This window comes from Ramlibacter sp. GS1-15, assembly GCF_057785015.1.
In genome coordinates this window covers 1340844-1354898 of record NZ_JBYNTU010000001.1, presented here as the reverse complement: position 1 = coordinate 1354898, position 14055 = coordinate 1340844, and the positions used below count along the sequence as shown (strand labels likewise).

The window sequence follows — 14055 nt, the reverse complement described above, 5'->3', positions numbered from 1 at the left end:
GTTACAGTCCGCGCATGAAAGTCTTCGTGATCACCGGCGCCTCCGACGGCATCGGCGCCGAGATGGCGCGCCAGCTCGCACGCACGCATGGCGCCGAAGCGGCACTGGTGCTGGCCGCACGCAATCAGTCGAAGCTCGATGAAGTGGCGCAGCAATGCCGCGAACTCGGCGCGAAGGCCGAAGGCGTGATGACCGACGTGGCGCAGGAGGCGCAGTGCCGCGCGATGGTCGACAAGGCGGTGCAGTTGTTCGGCCGCATCGACGCACTGGTGAACAACGCCGGCATGTCGGCCCAGGCGCTCTTTTCCGACGTGCGCGCGCAGGACCTGCACTGGTACGAGGACCTGATGCGCGTGAACTTCTGGGGCGCGGTCTGGTGCACGCACGCGGCGCTGCCGCAGCTGAAGCAAAGCCGCGGCAGCATCGTCGCGGTCGCGTCGCTGGCCGGGCTGGTGGGCGTGCCGGGCCGCACGGCCTACAGCGCCACCAAGTTCGCGATGGCGGGCTTCTTCGAGAGCCTGCGCATCGAGCTCAAGCCTGCTGGCGTCAGCGTCACGACCGCTTATCCCGGCGTCGTGGCAACGGCAATCCGCTACCGCGGCTACAACGCCCGAGGCGAGGCCGCGGGCAGCAGCGGCCTGAAAGAGGACCAGGCGATGAGCGTCGAGGAATGCGCACGCCTCATCATCGACGGCATGAACCGGCGCCAGCGGGAGGTCGTCATGACCTCGCGCGGCAAGCTGGGCCGCCTCATGAAACTCCTCGCGCCCGGGCTGGTCGAAAACATGGCTTTGTCGGCGCTGAAGGATGAAGTCAAGCCGCATTGAGATGCACGGAATGGAAAGCGCTTCTCCCTGGGTCCACCGCTGGGCACACCTGGTGCCGTCCGGCAGCAGCGTGCTCGACGTGGCTTGCGGCCAGGGGCGCCACTCCCGCTTCTTCGCGCAGCGCGGCTGCCGCGTGACGGCCGTGGATCGCGACGCGCAAGCGGTCGAAGGCCTGGGCGGCATCGCCGAAGCCGTGGTCGCCGACATCGAAAACGGCCCCTGGCCCTTTGCCGGCCGCGTCTTCGACGGCGTCGTCGTGACGAATTACCTCTGGCGCGCGCTTTTGCCCACGCTCATCGCGAGCGTCGCGCCGGGCGGCGTGTTGATCTATGAAACCTTCGCGGCCGGCAACGAGGCGTTCGGCAAGCCTTCGCGGCCCGATTTCCTGCTGCAGCCGGGGGAATTGCTGCGCGTTTGCGCCGGACTCGACATCGTCGCGTACGAACATGGGCGCTTGGACAACCCGCCCCGGATCGTCCAGCGCATCGCGGCCCTGCGCTCCGGGAAAGCCCCTGCCTGCGCCTCGCTAGAATCCCACATCCCGGGCGAATTGAAATGACACCGATTACAGGCAGCATCGTGGCGCTGGCCACCCCGATGCACGAGGACGGCAGCGTCGACTACGACGCCTTGAAGCGCCTCATCGATTGGCACATCGAGCAAGGCACGGACTGCATCGGCGTCGTCGGCACCACCGGCGAATCGCCGACGGTGGACGTCGACGAACACCACGAGATCATCCGCGTGTCGGTGCAGCACGCGCGCGGGCGCGTGCCGATCATGGCGGGCACCGGCGCGAACTCCACGGCCGAGGCGATCGACCATGCGAAGTTCGCCAAGAGCGTCGGCGCCGACTGCCAGCTGCAGGTCGTGCCCTATTACAACAAGCCGACGCAGGAAGGCATTTACCAGCACTTCAAGGCCATCGCCGAGGCGGTGCCCGACCTGCCGACCATTCTCTACAACGTGCCCGGCCGCACCGTCGCCGATATGCAGCACGAGACGGTGCTGCGCCTCGCCCAGGTGCCGGGCATCGTCGGCATCAAGGAAGCGACCGGCAACATCGAGCGCGCGCAATGGCTGATCCGCGACGTGCCCGAAGGCTTCGCCGTGTATTCGGGCGACGACCCGACGGCCGTGGCGCTGATGCTGTGCGGCGGCCAGGGCAACGTCAGCGTGACGGCGAACATCGCGCCGCGCGCGATGGCGCAGCTTTGCAAGGCCGCCATCGCGGGCGATGCGAGGACGGCGATGGAGATCCAGCGCAAGCTGATGCCGGTGCACAAGTGGCTGTTCGTCGAGGCCAACCCGGTTCCGCTCAAGTGGGCGATGGCCCGCCTGGGCCTGTGCGGCCCGGCGATGCGCCTGCCGATGACGCCGCTGTCGGCCCAGCACCATGCGGGTGTCGAGGGCGCGCTGCGCTCGGCCGGCCTGTTGAAATGAATTCCAAGGGGATGATGTGAAGCTTTTCCAGGCCCATTACGGCGTGCTCGCACTGGCGGCGGCCATGGCGCTCTCCGCCTGCTCGATCGTCGAGGGCGAGAAGATCGATTACAAAAGCGCCGGCAAGGGGCCGTCGCTGGAGGTCCCGCCGGACCTCACGCAGCTCGCGCGCGATTCGCGCTACCAGCTGCCTGGCGGCACCGTGACGGCCAGCGCCTACCAGGTCGGCCAGGCCGTGCCCGGCACGCCCACCGCGGTATCGGCGCTGGGCGACGTGCGCATGGAGCGCGCCGGCAACGAGCGCTGGCTGGTGGTGAACCGCCCGGCCGACAAGCTCTGGGATCCGGTGCGCGAGTTCTGGCAGGAGAACGGTTTCCTGCTCACCATCGACCAGCCCACGCTGGGCATCATGGAAACCGATTGGGCCGAGAACCGCGCGAAGATCCCGCAGGACTTCGTGCGCAGCATGATCGGCAAGGTGCTCGATTCGTTCTACTCCACGCCCGAGCGCGACAAGTTCCGCACGCGCCTGGAGCGCGGCCCGAACGGCAGCACCGAGATCTACGTGAGCCACCGCGGCGTGGAAGAGGTCTACACCAGCGCGCAGCGCGACGCCACCGTATGGCAGCCGCGGTCGGCCGACCCGGGCCTCGAGACCGAATTCCTGCGCCGGCTGATGATCAAGCTCGGCACGCCGGCGGAACAAGCCAAGTCGATCATCGCCACGGCCGAGCCCGTGAAGGCGACCTCGCGCGTCACCAACGTCGGCGGCGCGCCCGCGCTGGAAGTCGATGACGGGTTCGACCGTGCCTGGCGCCGCGTCGGCCTCGCGCTCGATCGCACCGGCTTCACGGTCGAGGACCGCGACCGCAGCGCGGGCACGTATTTCGTGCGCTACGTCGAGCCGATCGACAAGAAGTCCGTCGGGCTGTTCGCGAGGATCTTCGGCAAGGACGACGCGGCCAACCCGGTCAAGTACCGCATCTCGCTGAAGCCCCAGGGCGACAAGACGGTGGTCTCGGTGCTGGACGCCAAGGGCGCCCCGGAGACCTCGCCCGCCGCGCAGAAGATCGTCGGCCTGCTCGCCGAGGACCTGAAGTAGTGGTGTGACGCTCCGGTTCAAGAGCCTGGGCAGTGGCAGTTCGGGGAACGCCACCGTCGTCCAGGCGCGCGACGGCACGCAGGTCACCCACCTCCTGGTCGATTGCGGGCTCGGCATCCGCGAGCTGCACAAGCGCCTCGGCCACGCCGGGATGCTCGCGGAACACGTCGACGCGATCTTCATCACGCACGAACACGCCGACCACATCGGCTGCGCACGTTCGCTCGCACTGCGCGAGCGCATCCCGGTCTACATGAGCCACGGCACTTACGCGGCGATCGGCGAGCCGGACCTCGACGGCCTCCTGCACATCGTGGCCGACGGGCATGACATCGCGATCGGCGCGCTGCACGTGCGCCCATTCACGGTGCCGCACGACGCACGCGAGCCGCTGCAGCTCACCTGCACCGACGGCGCGACGCGCCTGGGCGTGCTGACGGACCTGGGCCGCGCCAGCGACCACGTGCTGCAGGAGCTCGCCGGCTGCGCGACGATGCTGCTCGAGTGCAACCACGACCCGGTGATGCTCGAGACCGGCAGCTACCCGTGGCCGCTCAAGCGCCGCATCTCGGGCGGCTGGGGCCACCTCGCCAACGAAGCGGCCGCGGCGATCGCCCTCGCCCTGCGCGGGGCGGGACTGAAGCAGGTCGTCGCCGCGCACCTGTCGGAGCAGAACAACCGGCCCGACCTCGCGCGTGCGGCGCTGGCGGCGGCCATGGGTTGCGAGCCGCAGGACGTCTGCGTGGCCGACCCGCGCGGCTGCGACTGGATCGACGTTTGAGCTGAATCAAAGTGGCCGGTGGGGTCGCTGCCTACAGTAGGTGTATCCGCAATGCACCTTCAGGCGATTCCCATGAAAAACACCCACACCCTCTGGCGCTGGCTGGCGTTCGTGTTCGTGCTGTCGTTCGGCGCGCTCGGCTACCTCGGCTGGCAGATCTACCTGTCGGCCCCGCCGATCCCGGGCAGCGTGACCAGCGCGAGCGGCCAGGTCCTGTTCACCGGCGAGCAGATCCAGCGCGGGCAACAGGTCTGGCTCGCGGCCGGTGGCCAGCAGCAAGGCACCGTCTGGGGCCACGGCGCCTACGTCGCGCCGGACTGGTCCGCCGACTGGCTGCACCGCGAGGCCGTCGCGCTGCAGGACCTGCGCGCGAAGTCGATCGCGGGCGATCCCTCGGCGCCCAGGACCGCGGAGCGTGCGGCCATCGATGGCATCGTGAAGGACGAGATGCGCCGCAACACCTATGACGCGCAGAGCGGCAAGGTGACGGTGTCGGACCTGCGCGCCCAGGCGATCCGCTCGGTGGCCTCGCACTACGACGCGCTGTTCGGCGATTCCGCGTCACTGGCCAGGCTGCGCGAGCAGTACGCGATGCGCGAGGGCACGGTGCCCTCCGCCGGCGATCGCGCCGCGCTCACGGCGTTCTTCTTCTGGACCGCGTGGGCGGCCGCGACCGACCGCCCGGACGAGACCGGCGTCTCCTACACGAGCAACTGGCCGCACGAGCCGCTGGTGGGCAACACGATGACGACGTCGGCCGCGATGTGGTCGATGGCCTCGATCATCCTGCTGCTGGGCGGCATCGCGGCGATGCTGTGGTTGCACGGTTCCGGCAACCACGACGAAGAGGCGGTGCCGCCGAAGGCCGACCCGCTGCTCGGGGCACAGGCGACGCCCTCGATGAAGGCCACGCGCGAGTATTTCTTCGCCGTGATCGGGCTGCTGCTGCTGCAGATCGGCATGGGGGCGATCACCGCGCACTACGCCGTGGAAGGCGAGGCCTTCTTCGGCCTGCCGATCGCGCAACTGCTGCCTTACGTCGTGAGCCGCACGGTGCATACGCAGGTGGGCGTGTTCTGGATCGCCACGGCCTGGCTCGCCACGGGCCTGTACATCGCCCCGCTGCTCGGCGGGCGCGAGCCGAAGCTGCAGAAGCTCGGCGTCGATGTCCTTTTCTGGGCGCTGATCGCCATCGTCGTGGGCTCCACCGCCTGCGGCTGGCTCGGCACGCTGCAGCACGACGGCGTCGACTTCAGCTTCTGGTTCGGCAACCAGGGCCTCGAGTTCACGAGCATGGGCCGCTTCTGGCAACTGCTGCTGTTCGTCGGCCTGCTCTTCTGGGCCTTCCTGCTCGGACGCGCCCTGTGGCCGGCCCTCACCACGCCGTCGGAAAGCCGCGGCCTGATCGCGATGGTGTTCCTGTCGGCGACCTGCATCGGCGGCTTCTACGCCTCGTCGCTCGCCTGGGGACAGCACACGCACTACTCGCTGATCGAGTACTGGAGATGGTGGCTGGTGCACCTGTGGGTCGAAGGCTTCTTCGAAGTGTTCGCCACGGCCGTCGTCGCCCTGCTCTTCACCAGGCTCGGCCTCGTGCGCGCGGCCAGCGCCAACCGCGCGATCGTCGCGGAAACCATCGTGTTCCTGTTCGGCGGCATCCTGGGCACCTTGCACCACCTGTACTGGACCGGCACGCCGACTTCCGTGATCGCCGTGGGTGCCGTGTTCTCCGCGCTCGAAGTCGTGCCGCTGACGCTGATCGGCCTGGAAGCACTGCAGACCTGGAAGCGCTCGCAAGGCACGCCCTGGCTCGCCGCCTACAAGTGGCCGGTCCTGTGCTTCGTCGCCGTGGGCTTCTGGAACACCGTCGGTGCCGGCCTGCTCGGTTTCGCGATCAACCCGCCCGCGTCGCTGTACTACGTGCAAGGCCTGAACATGACGGCCGCGCACGGGCATGCCGCCCTCTTCGGCGTGTACGGGATGCTGGGCATCGGCCTCATGCTGTTCTGCCTGCGCGGCCTCTACGCGCGCGGCCTGCATGCCGACGGCCTGCTCAAGCCCGCGTACTGGTCGCTCAACATCGGCCTGGGCATGATGGTGTTCCTGTCGCTGCTGCCTGCGGGCATCTACCAGGCATGGGCGTCGATCACGAAGGGCATGTGGTACGCCCGCTCGCCGGAAATCGTGCACTCGAAGTTCATGGAGGCGCTGGTGTGGCTGCGCGTGCCGGGCGACATCGTGTTCGCCGGCGGCGCCCTGCTCCTCGCCCTCTATGCCATCAAGCTGCTGCGTCGCCCCACGCCGGCGAAGCAGCCGATCGCAACGGCCGCCGGCGCGGTGCGCGGATGAAGCTCACGACCTTCACGGACTACAGCCTGCGCGTGCTGATCTACCTTGGCAGCGCAGGCGGGCGGCGCGCCACGATCGCGCAGGTCGCGCAGTCGTTCGGCGTGTCGGAGAACCACCTCGTGAAGGTCGTGCACTTCCTGGGCAAGCAGGGCTGGCTGACCAACGTGCGCGGCAAGGGCGGCGGCCTGCAACTCGCGCGGGCCGCCGAGTGCATCCGCATCGGCGAGGTCGTGCGCGAAACCGAAGGCCAGTCGCTCGTCGCCGAGTGCTTTTCGGCTGAAGGCGGGGACTGCTGCATCTCGGCCTCTTGCCGCTTGCGCGGCGTGCTGCACGATGCCGTCGCCGCCTTCTATGCCGTGCTCGACCGCTACACGCTGGCCGACCTGGTCGCCAATGCCGACGAACTCGCGCCGCTGCTGTTCATTCCTCCGCCTGCACGGGCCGCCCCATGAACGATGCCCCCTTTCCCTACGACGGCCCGCCGGAATGGCTGCCGGCGATCACCCGGGCGCTCGAACGCGTGGTGGACCCGGAAGTCGCGCTCGACATCGTGAGCATCGGGCTCGTGTACGGCGTCACCGTCACGGGCCGTCGCGTCGACGTGAAAGCGACCATGACGACCGCGGCCTGCCCGGTCGCCGACGTCATCGTCGAGGACATCGGGCATGAACTCGAGCAGGCCCTGCCGGAACGGTTCCTGATCCACGTCGACCTCGTCTGGGAGCCGCCATGGACGCCGCAGCGCATGGGCGATCGCGCAAAACGGTTCATGGGCTGGTGAACGCGCGGCGCGTCGTCGGCGCGCTGCTCGGGGCCGCGGTGGCGCTGTCGCTCGCCTGCGGCATCGCGGGCGGGCTCGCACGCGCAGGCATCGCCCTGGGAGAATATCCGGCGCCGGGATACGCCGCCGTGTGGCACGCCGCGCTCATGATCTGCGGTTTCTTCGGCACGGTGATCGGCATCGAGCGGGCGGTCGCCGCGAAGCTGCGCATCGCGTGGCTCGCGCCCCTGGCTTCGGCATCGGCGTCCCTCGCGCTGCTCTCCGGCTCCGCCGATGTGGCCGGCGTCCTGCTGCTCGCCGCATCGGCCGTCTTCCTCGCCGTGAATGCCAGGCTCTGGTCGCGCGAGCGGGCCGCCCACACCTTCGTGCTGGCCATCGCGGCGGCGTGCTGGCTGCTGGGCAACGCCCTGTTCGCCGTGGGTTGCGCGAGCACGGCCGTCCTGCCGTGGTGGTTCGCTTTCCTGGTGGTCACCATCGCCGCCGAGCGGCTCGAGATGACTCGGCTCATGCCGCGCCGGCCCGGGGCGTCGCGCGCCTTCGCGGCGGTCTTGATCGCGCTCCTCGCGGGTGCCGCGCTCAGTGCGCTGGTCTTCGGCGCCGCCCTGTTCGCGCTCGCCGCCTGGCTCTTCGCCTTCGACGTCGCGCGCCGCACGATCCGAGCGCACGGCCTGGCCCGTTACATGGCCGTCTGCCTCGTCACGGGTTACCTGTGGCTGGCGATCGGCGGCTTGGCCTGGGCGGCCGAAAGCCGGGGCTGGCGCACGCACGACGCCGCCCTGCATGCGCTGGGCCTGGGCTTCATCGTGAGCATGGTGATGGCGCACGCGCCGGTGATCCTGCCGGCGGTCGCGCGGATCAAGCTCGCATTCGGCGCGGCGTTCTATCTGCCGCTCGCGCTCCTGCACGTATCGCTCGCGTGGCGACTGGCCGGGCCGTGGGTGGATGGCAGCGCGCGTTCGCAGGGCGCGGTGGCCAACGCCGCAGCCATTGGCGTCTTCGCAGCCACGGTCATCGCATCGGCCATGGCCCGGCGAAGAACCCGCCGCTGAAAAACAAAAGCCGCCCGAAGGCGGCTTTGTCGTTTCGCTCGAGGCGAAGCGCGATTACTTCGACGCGGCCGAAGCGGCGGCGGAAGCAGCACCGGCGGCAGCCGAAGCGGCGCCGGAGGCAGCAGCAGCAGCGGCGGAAGCGGCGTCGGCAGCCGGGGCGGCGGGCGCGGGGGCCGGCGCAGCAGCGGGGGCCGGGGCCGGCGCGGGAGCCGGTTCTTCCTTCTTGCCGCAGGCAGACAGGGCCGCAGCAGCAACCAGGGTCGCCAGGACGAGCGATTTCTTCATTTCAGGTTTCCTTGTGGGAGAAAAACGTTTTTCCGATTTGTCGTAAGCCGCCGGGATTGGCCGCGTAAGACCGAGGCAAGGACTCGAGCTCTTGCGCTCAGTCCGCGATTATATGCAGAAAAAATCACACGTACCGGCCACGGCGGCCGACCATTGTCACAGCCCGAGCGTGGTCGCCGGGAAGGCGGGCGTGCTCTTCGCGAGCCATTCATCGAGCCGCTCGCGCAGCGCGAGCCGCCGGGCCGCCTCGGCCCCGCTCCAGCCGCGGCTGCGCTCGATGTCCCGGCGCTCCATCACCCAGGCCGGTGTCCACACCGCGCTCGGCAGCTCCAGCGGGTCCGCCGACGGGCAGCCGCGTGCGTCGATGATGTGCGACCAGGTGCGGCGCCAGGTGACGAACCGGGCGTGCCGACGCACGACCTCGTCCCAGCGGCGCGCCAGCAGGATGCACTTGCGGCCGGATTGCGACCAGTCCTGAAGCGACTGCACCGTCGTCCGCTCGTACAGCGGCCACTCCCCGAAATCCGGGTCGCACAGGATGAGCTCGCGCCAGCCTTCACGCGCGGCGGCAGCGAGGGCATCGCGCACGAGCTGCTGGAAAGCCTCGCGCCCGTCGAACGGCCCGGAAGGAAGCTTCGCCTGCTCTTCTGTCGTCATGGTCAACCCTCCCGCGCATGGGCCCAGCCCGCCTCGATCCAGGACGCGAGCACCTCGCGCGCGTCCTCGCTGGCGCCCGCGAGCTGCTCGCGGGACAGGCGCCGCGTGTCGGCCAGCGCGCGCATGAGCTTCGCATCCCGGCCCGCCGCGCGCAAGCTCTCGCCATTGATGAACACGTGCCGGGTGTCGTACATCATGCGGGTGCGGCGGTCGAGCGCCACGCCCTCGGCGATGGCTGCGGGCGACGCGCCGGAGTCGAACCACACGTTCGCCTTGGGCTCGGTGAGGTATTCGCCGAGCGCGCGCTCGAACACGTCGCGCTCGTGCAGCGCGGCTTCCACCGCCTCCCGCGCGAAGGACTGCAGGGACGCCGGAACCTCGCCCGGCCCGGGCGTCGCGGGCTGGGCCGGGTCCCGGTAGATCGTGTCCGCCTCGGCCTCGCCCGCTTCTTCGGCGATCCGCTGCAGCAGCTCGCGCGCCAGTTCCGCCCGCCCGGGCGAGCGGAAACCGATCGAGTAGGTCTGGCACTCGCCCACGGCGATACCGTCGTGAGCCCAGCGCGGCGGCAGGTAGAGCATGTCGCCGGGCTCCAGCACGTGCTCTTCCTCGGGCCGGAAGTTGGCCAGGATCTTCAGCGGCACGTCATCGCGCAGCGTGAAGTCGCGCTGGCGACCGATGCGCCAGCGGCGCTGCCCTTGCACCTGCAGCAGGAACACGTCGTACGAATCGAAATGCGGCCCGACGCCGCCGCCGTCGGTGGCGAAGCTGATCATCAGGTCATCGAGCCGCGCCTGCGGCACGAAGGCAAAGCGCTGCATCAGCTCGTGCGCGCGGTCGTCGTGCAGGTCCACGCCTTGCACCAGCAGCGTCCAGTGCGGTTGCGACAGCGGCGGCAGGGCACGGCGCGCGAACGGCCCGCGGCGCAGCTGCCATTGCCCGCGCGCGCCGGAAACCAGGCGCGATTCCACCTCGTCGCGCGACGCGAGCTCGAAGAGCTGGGTTCGCGTCAGCAGCGGGCTGATGCCCGGGAAGGCGCCGCGCACGAGCAGCGGCTTCTTGTGCCAGTGGCGCTGCATGAATTGGCGCGGCGAGAGCCCGCCGAGCCAGGGAGTCTTCTGTTCGATGTCCATTCAGCCTCCGCACGGCCGCCCGAAGGAGGCTGGGGCCCCCCCGGGGGGCAGCGGATTACACGAAGTGAAGGAGCGTGGGGGCGCCATGAAGTGCGAGAATTCTCCCATGGCAAACATGCAGGTCACGCCGCAGTGCGTGGTGGCGCTCACGTGGACGCTCAAGGACACGCTGGGCGAAGTGCTGGACGAACTGGACGAGCCCGTCGATTTCCTCGTGGGCGGCGACGACCTGCTCGCGAAGATCGAGCAGGCGCTGCAGGGGCATGTGGCGGGCGACGAGCTCGACCTGCACCTGGAGCCCGAGGAAGCCTTCGGCGACTACGACGAGCAACTCGTGTTCCTCGAGGACCGCAAGCTGTTCCCGCCCGAGCTCGAAGAAGGCATGACGTTCGAGCAGTTGCCCCAGGGCGCAAAGGCCACGCCGGCCGAAGGCACGCTCTATACCGTCACGGACATCTATCCCGACCACGTGGTGATCGACGGCAACCATCCGCTGGCCGGCATCGCGATCCGGCTGCACGTCAAGGTCGAGGACGTGCGCGAAGCCACACAGGAAGAAGCCGGCCGCGGCAGCGCCGGGACCGGCTTCTTCCGGCTCCAGTGACTCAACCCATGTAGATCGCGCCGTTCTCGATCCGCACGCGGTCGCCCGCGTGCAGATTCGCATTCGCGGCCACGTCGTACGCGCGGATTGCCCCGGAGTCGGTCTGCACCCAGACGCGGTACACCGCGCCGGCGTAGTTGTTGTACGGACGGGTGGCCAGGTTGTTGCCCACCGCCGCCCCGGTCACCGCGCCGAGGATGGTGGCAGCCACGCGCCCCGCGCCGCCGCCGACCATGCTGCCGAGCGCGCCGCCCACCAGGCCGCCAGCGATCGTGCCGCCGGCAGCGTTCGCGCCGCTGGCGCTCGTGCCGGGGCTGACCAGCGCGACGTTGGTGACGCGGCCGTACTCGACCGACGGCACCGCATAGGTCTGCGCCTGCGCGACGGTGCTGCTGCCCGCGGGCACGACCACGGTCGTGCCCGGCGCGACATAGGTCGTCGTGCTGCCGGGCGGCACCACGTAGGTGGTGCCCGCTGCGCCATAGGTCGTGCCGGGCGGCACGTAGGTGGCAGGCGTGGGCTCGAACACCGACGTCCCGCCGGCGTTCGGATGCGAGTCGTTGACGCCGAGGATCGGGTAATCGGGAGAATAGGTCGTACAGGCCGCCAAGCCCACGGCAAGCGCCGCGGCTGCGGCCGACGACAGCACACGGGTGTAACGCATGGCTATCTCCTTCAGGCGCGGTAGATCACGCCGTTGTCGACGCGCACGCGGTCGCCCACGCGCAGGTCGCCCGTGGCCGGCACGTCGTAGTAACGCACCGCGCCGTTGTCGGCCTGCACCGTGACCCGGTACACCGCGTCGGCCACCTGGGTGCTGCGGCCGACCTGGCTGCCCACGGCCGCACCGCCGACGCCGCCCAGGACCGTGGCCGCATCGCGGCCCGCGCCGCCACCGATCTGGTGACCGAGCACGGCGCCCGCCACGGCACCGAGGATCGCGCCCGGCACGTTCGGGCCGCTGCGCGACACGCCGCCCGGGAAATATTCGATGTTGGTCACGCGGCCGTATTCCATCGCCACGGGCGCGGTGGCGTAGCCGGGCGCGGGCTGGACCGTGGTTGACGAATACACCGGCGCGGTGGATGGTGGCGGCACCGCGACCGACACGCTGCGGTCGGTCGTGCACGCAGAAACCAGGGCGGCGACCGCGACGCCGCCGGCAATCGAAGCAAGACGGGTGGTACGCATGGATGACTCCTTCGTTCGTTGACATGGCTCAGCCGAAACGCCGAGCCTCGTATATCGATTTAAGGAGCCCTGCAAGTGCCCGTGCGGCGCCGATGTCGCGCGTGAGCGTAGGATGCCGCTGGCGCGACGAATGCTCGAGGCTCAGGCTGGCGGCTCAGCCCTTGCCGGTCGAGCCGTAGCCGCCCTCCCCGCGCTCGGTGGGCGGGAATTCCTTCACGACATTGAACCGGGCCTGCACCACCGGGACGATCACCAGCTGGGCCAGGCGGTCCATCGGGTGCAGCGTGAATTCGACATCGCTTCGGTTCCAGGCACTGACCATCAGCTGGCCCTGGTAATCGCTGTCGATCAGCCCGACCAGGTTGCCCAGGACGATGCCGTGCTTGTGGCCCAGCCCCGAGCGCGGCAGGATCATCGCGGCATGGCCCGGGTCTCGGATGTAGATGGCGATGCCGGTGCCGACGAGCTTCCAGGCGTTGGGCGCGAGCGTGAGCGGCTCATCGATGCAGGCCCGCAGGTCGAGGCCGGCGCTGCCGGGCGTCGCGTACGCGGGAAGCTGGTCCGCCATGCGCGGATCGAGGATCTTGACGTCGATTTTCATTTCTTGAGGCGATGCCCGATCTGGGCGACCAGCTGGCGCGCGAGTTCGAGCTTGGAGGCACGCGGCATTTCGGTGGCGCCCTGCTCATCGACCAGCAGCAGCGCGTTGTCGTCGGCGCCGAACGTGGCCGGGCCGATGTTGCCCACCAGCAGCGGAACGCCTTTGCGCGCGCGCTTGGCCTGCGCGTTCGCGAGCAGGTCGTGGCTTTCGGCGGCGAAGCCGACGCAATAGAGCCGGCCCGATGTCGCGCGCGGCGACCGCGCGATGGTCGCGAGGATGTCCGGGTTCTCGGTGAATTCGAGCTGCGGAGGTTTGCCGCTGCCGTCCTTCTTGATCTTGTGGTCGCTGCAATTGGCGGGACGCCAGTCGGCAACTGCGGCCGTCGCGATGAAGACGTCGGCCCGTTGCGACTCGGGTTCGGTGGCCGCCAGCATTTCGCGCGCCGAGCGCACGTCGAGGCGCGTGACGCCACGCGGCGTCGGCTGGCTCACCGGACCGGCGACCAGCGTCACCTCCGCACCCGCCTCGCGCGCCGCCCGCGCGATGGCGAATCCCATCTTGCCGCTCGAGAGGTTCGTGATGCCACGTACCGGGTCGATGGCCTCGAAGGTGGGACCGGCCGTGACCAGCACGCGCCTGCCCGCGAGGTGCTTGGGCTGGAAGAACGCGACGATGTCCTCGAGCAGCTCCGGCGGCTCGAGCATGCGCCCGTCGCCGTATTCGCCGCAGGCCTGGAATCCCGAGCCCACGCCCAGGATGTGCGCGCCGTCGTCGGCCAGCTGCTTCATGTTGCGCTGGGTCGCGGGATGCGCCCACATCTCGCGGTTCATCGAGGGCGCGAGCAACAGGGGCACCTGCGCGACCGGGCGCGCCAGGCACATGAGCGAGAGCAGTTCGTCGGCGCGTCCATGCAACAGCTTCGCCATGAAATCCGCGCTGCATGGCGCGACGATGATGGCGTCGGCGCCGCGCGACAGGTTGATGTGCGGCATGTTGTTCGGCTCGCGCGCATCCCACTGCGAGCCGTAGACGGGCCGGTTCGACAAGGCCTGCATCGTCACCGGCGTGATGAATTGCTCGGCGGCCTGGGTCATCACCACCTGCACCGTCGCGCCCTGCTTGATGAAGGCGCGGCACAGTTCCGCCGCCTTGTAGCAGGCAATGCCGCCGGAGAGTCCGAGCACGAAGTGCTTGCCTGCGAGGTCTTGCATGGCCGCAATGTATCAAAGCCCGGCACGACACCCGTATAATCGCG

At 69.5% G+C, this 14055-nt stretch carries 17 protein-coding genes; 10 read left to right on the top strand and 7 right to left on the bottom strand.

The window, feature by feature from the left end; translation table 11 throughout:
* Nucleotides 1-14: 14 nt before the first annotated feature.
* The 9 genes from AC3EF3_RS06815 to AC3EF3_RS06775 all read left to right on the top strand — a co-directional run bounded on the left by AC3EF3_RS06815 (nt 15) and on the right by AC3EF3_RS06775 (nt 8332).
* The gene (locus AC3EF3_RS06815; protein WP_488531398.1) at nt 15-827 is read left to right on the top strand and encodes an SDR family oxidoreductase; all 813 of its coding nucleotides are present in this window, start codon (nt 15-17) and stop codon (nt 825-827) included.
* 1 nt (nt 828) lies between these two features.
* Nucleotides 829-1386: a class I SAM-dependent methyltransferase gene (locus AC3EF3_RS06810; RefSeq protein ID WP_488531397.1), complete on the top strand. Its 558-nt coding sequence runs from the start codon at nt 829-831 to the stop codon at nt 1384-1386.
* Nucleotides 1383-2270, top strand: a complete 888-nt coding sequence (gene dapA, locus AC3EF3_RS06805; RefSeq protein ID WP_488531396.1) for a 4-hydroxy-tetrahydrodipicolinate synthase — start codon at nt 1383-1385, stop codon at nt 2268-2270. The genes AC3EF3_RS06810 and dapA overlap by 4 nt, the downstream gene beginning before the upstream one ends.
* Before the next feature lie 64 nt (nt 2271-2334).
* Nucleotides 2335-3372, top strand: coding sequence for an NlpB/DapX family lipoprotein (gene bamC, locus AC3EF3_RS06800; RefSeq protein ID WP_488533749.1), 1038 nt, complete (start codon nt 2335-2337; stop codon nt 3370-3372).
* Nucleotides 3373-3376: 4 nt separating this feature from the next.
* Complete coding sequence (locus AC3EF3_RS06795; protein ID WP_488531395.1) at nt 3377-4153, top strand: MBL fold metallo-hydrolase; 777 nt, start codon at nt 3377-3379, stop codon at nt 4151-4153.
* A gap of 72 nt (nt 4154-4225) precedes the next feature.
* Complete coding sequence (locus tag AC3EF3_RS06790; RefSeq protein WP_488531394.1) at nt 4226-6502, top strand: nitric-oxide reductase large subunit; 2277 nt, start codon at nt 4226-4228, stop codon at nt 6500-6502.
* Nucleotides 6499-6954 (top strand): Rrf2 family transcriptional regulator, encoded by a 456-nt coding sequence (locus AC3EF3_RS06785; RefSeq protein WP_488531393.1) that lies wholly within the window; start codon nt 6499-6501, stop codon nt 6952-6954. The genes AC3EF3_RS06790 and AC3EF3_RS06785 overlap by 4 nt, the downstream gene beginning before the upstream one ends.
* Nucleotides 6951-7283 carry a metal-sulfur cluster assembly factor gene (locus AC3EF3_RS06780; protein ID WP_488531392.1) on the top strand — a complete coding sequence of 111 codons (333 nt, stop codon included), beginning with the start codon at nt 6951-6953 and terminating at the stop codon, nt 7281-7283. Before AC3EF3_RS06785 ends, AC3EF3_RS06780 begins: the two co-directional genes overlap by 4 nt.
* On the top strand, nt 7232-8332 hold the full coding sequence (locus AC3EF3_RS06775; RefSeq protein ID WP_488531391.1) for a hypothetical protein: 1101 nt from the start codon (nt 7232-7234) through the stop codon (nt 8330-8332). The genes AC3EF3_RS06780 and AC3EF3_RS06775 overlap by 52 nt, the downstream gene beginning before the upstream one ends.
* Before the next feature lie 54 nt (nt 8333-8386).
* Here the strand turns inward: AC3EF3_RS06775 and AC3EF3_RS06770 are convergent, their stop codons facing one another.
* The 3 genes from AC3EF3_RS06770 to AC3EF3_RS06760 all read right to left on the bottom strand — a co-directional run bounded on the left by AC3EF3_RS06770 (nt 8387) and on the right by AC3EF3_RS06760 (nt 10404).
* On the bottom strand, nt 8387-8617 hold the full coding sequence (locus tag AC3EF3_RS06770) for a hypothetical protein (RefSeq protein ID WP_488531390.1): 231 nt from the start codon (nt 8615-8617) through the stop codon (nt 8387-8389).
* A 156-nt stretch (nt 8618-8773) separates the two neighbouring features.
* Nucleotides 8774-9274 (bottom strand): hypothetical protein, encoded by a 501-nt coding sequence (locus tag AC3EF3_RS06765; protein ID WP_488531389.1) that lies wholly within the window; start codon nt 9272-9274, stop codon nt 8774-8776.
* A gap of 2 nt (nt 9275-9276) precedes the next feature.
* The gene (locus AC3EF3_RS06760) at nt 9277-10404 is read right to left on the bottom strand and encodes a JmjC domain-containing protein (protein WP_488531388.1); all 1128 of its coding nucleotides are present in this window, start codon (nt 10402-10404) and stop codon (nt 9277-9279) included.
* A 115-nt stretch (nt 10405-10519) separates the two neighbouring features.
* Here AC3EF3_RS06760 and AC3EF3_RS06755 point away from each other — a divergent pair, with 115 nt between their 5' ends.
* On the top strand, nt 10520-11008 hold the full coding sequence (locus tag AC3EF3_RS06755; protein WP_488533748.1) for an FKBP-type peptidyl-prolyl cis-trans isomerase: 489 nt from the start codon (nt 10520-10522) through the stop codon (nt 11006-11008).
* A 1-nt stretch (nt 11009) separates the two neighbouring features.
* Here AC3EF3_RS06755 and AC3EF3_RS06750 read toward each other — a convergent pair whose 3' ends face one another.
* The 4 genes from AC3EF3_RS06750 to coaBC all read right to left on the bottom strand — a co-directional run bounded on the left by AC3EF3_RS06750 (nt 11010) and on the right by coaBC (nt 14011).
* Nucleotides 11010-11672, bottom strand: a complete 663-nt coding sequence (locus tag AC3EF3_RS06750) for a glycine zipper 2TM domain-containing protein (protein ID WP_488531387.1) — start codon at nt 11670-11672, stop codon at nt 11010-11012.
* Between the two features lie 11 nt (nt 11673-11683).
* A complete protein-coding gene (locus tag AC3EF3_RS06745; protein WP_488531386.1) occupies nt 11684-12199 on the bottom strand; it encodes an outer membrane lipoprotein in 516 nt (171 codons plus the stop codon).
* A 154-nt stretch (nt 12200-12353) separates the two neighbouring features.
* Nucleotides 12354-12800 (bottom strand): dUTP diphosphatase, encoded by a 447-nt coding sequence (dut, locus tag AC3EF3_RS06740; RefSeq protein ID WP_488531385.1) that lies wholly within the window; start codon nt 12798-12800, stop codon nt 12354-12356.
* Nucleotides 12797-14011 carry a bifunctional phosphopantothenoylcysteine decarboxylase/phosphopantothenate--cysteine ligase CoaBC gene (gene coaBC, locus AC3EF3_RS06735; RefSeq protein WP_488531384.1) on the bottom strand — a complete coding sequence of 405 codons (1215 nt, stop codon included), beginning with the start codon at nt 14009-14011 and terminating at the stop codon, nt 12797-12799. The genes dut and coaBC overlap by 4 nt, the downstream gene beginning before the upstream one ends.
* Between the last annotated feature and the right edge of the window lie 44 nt (nt 14012-14055).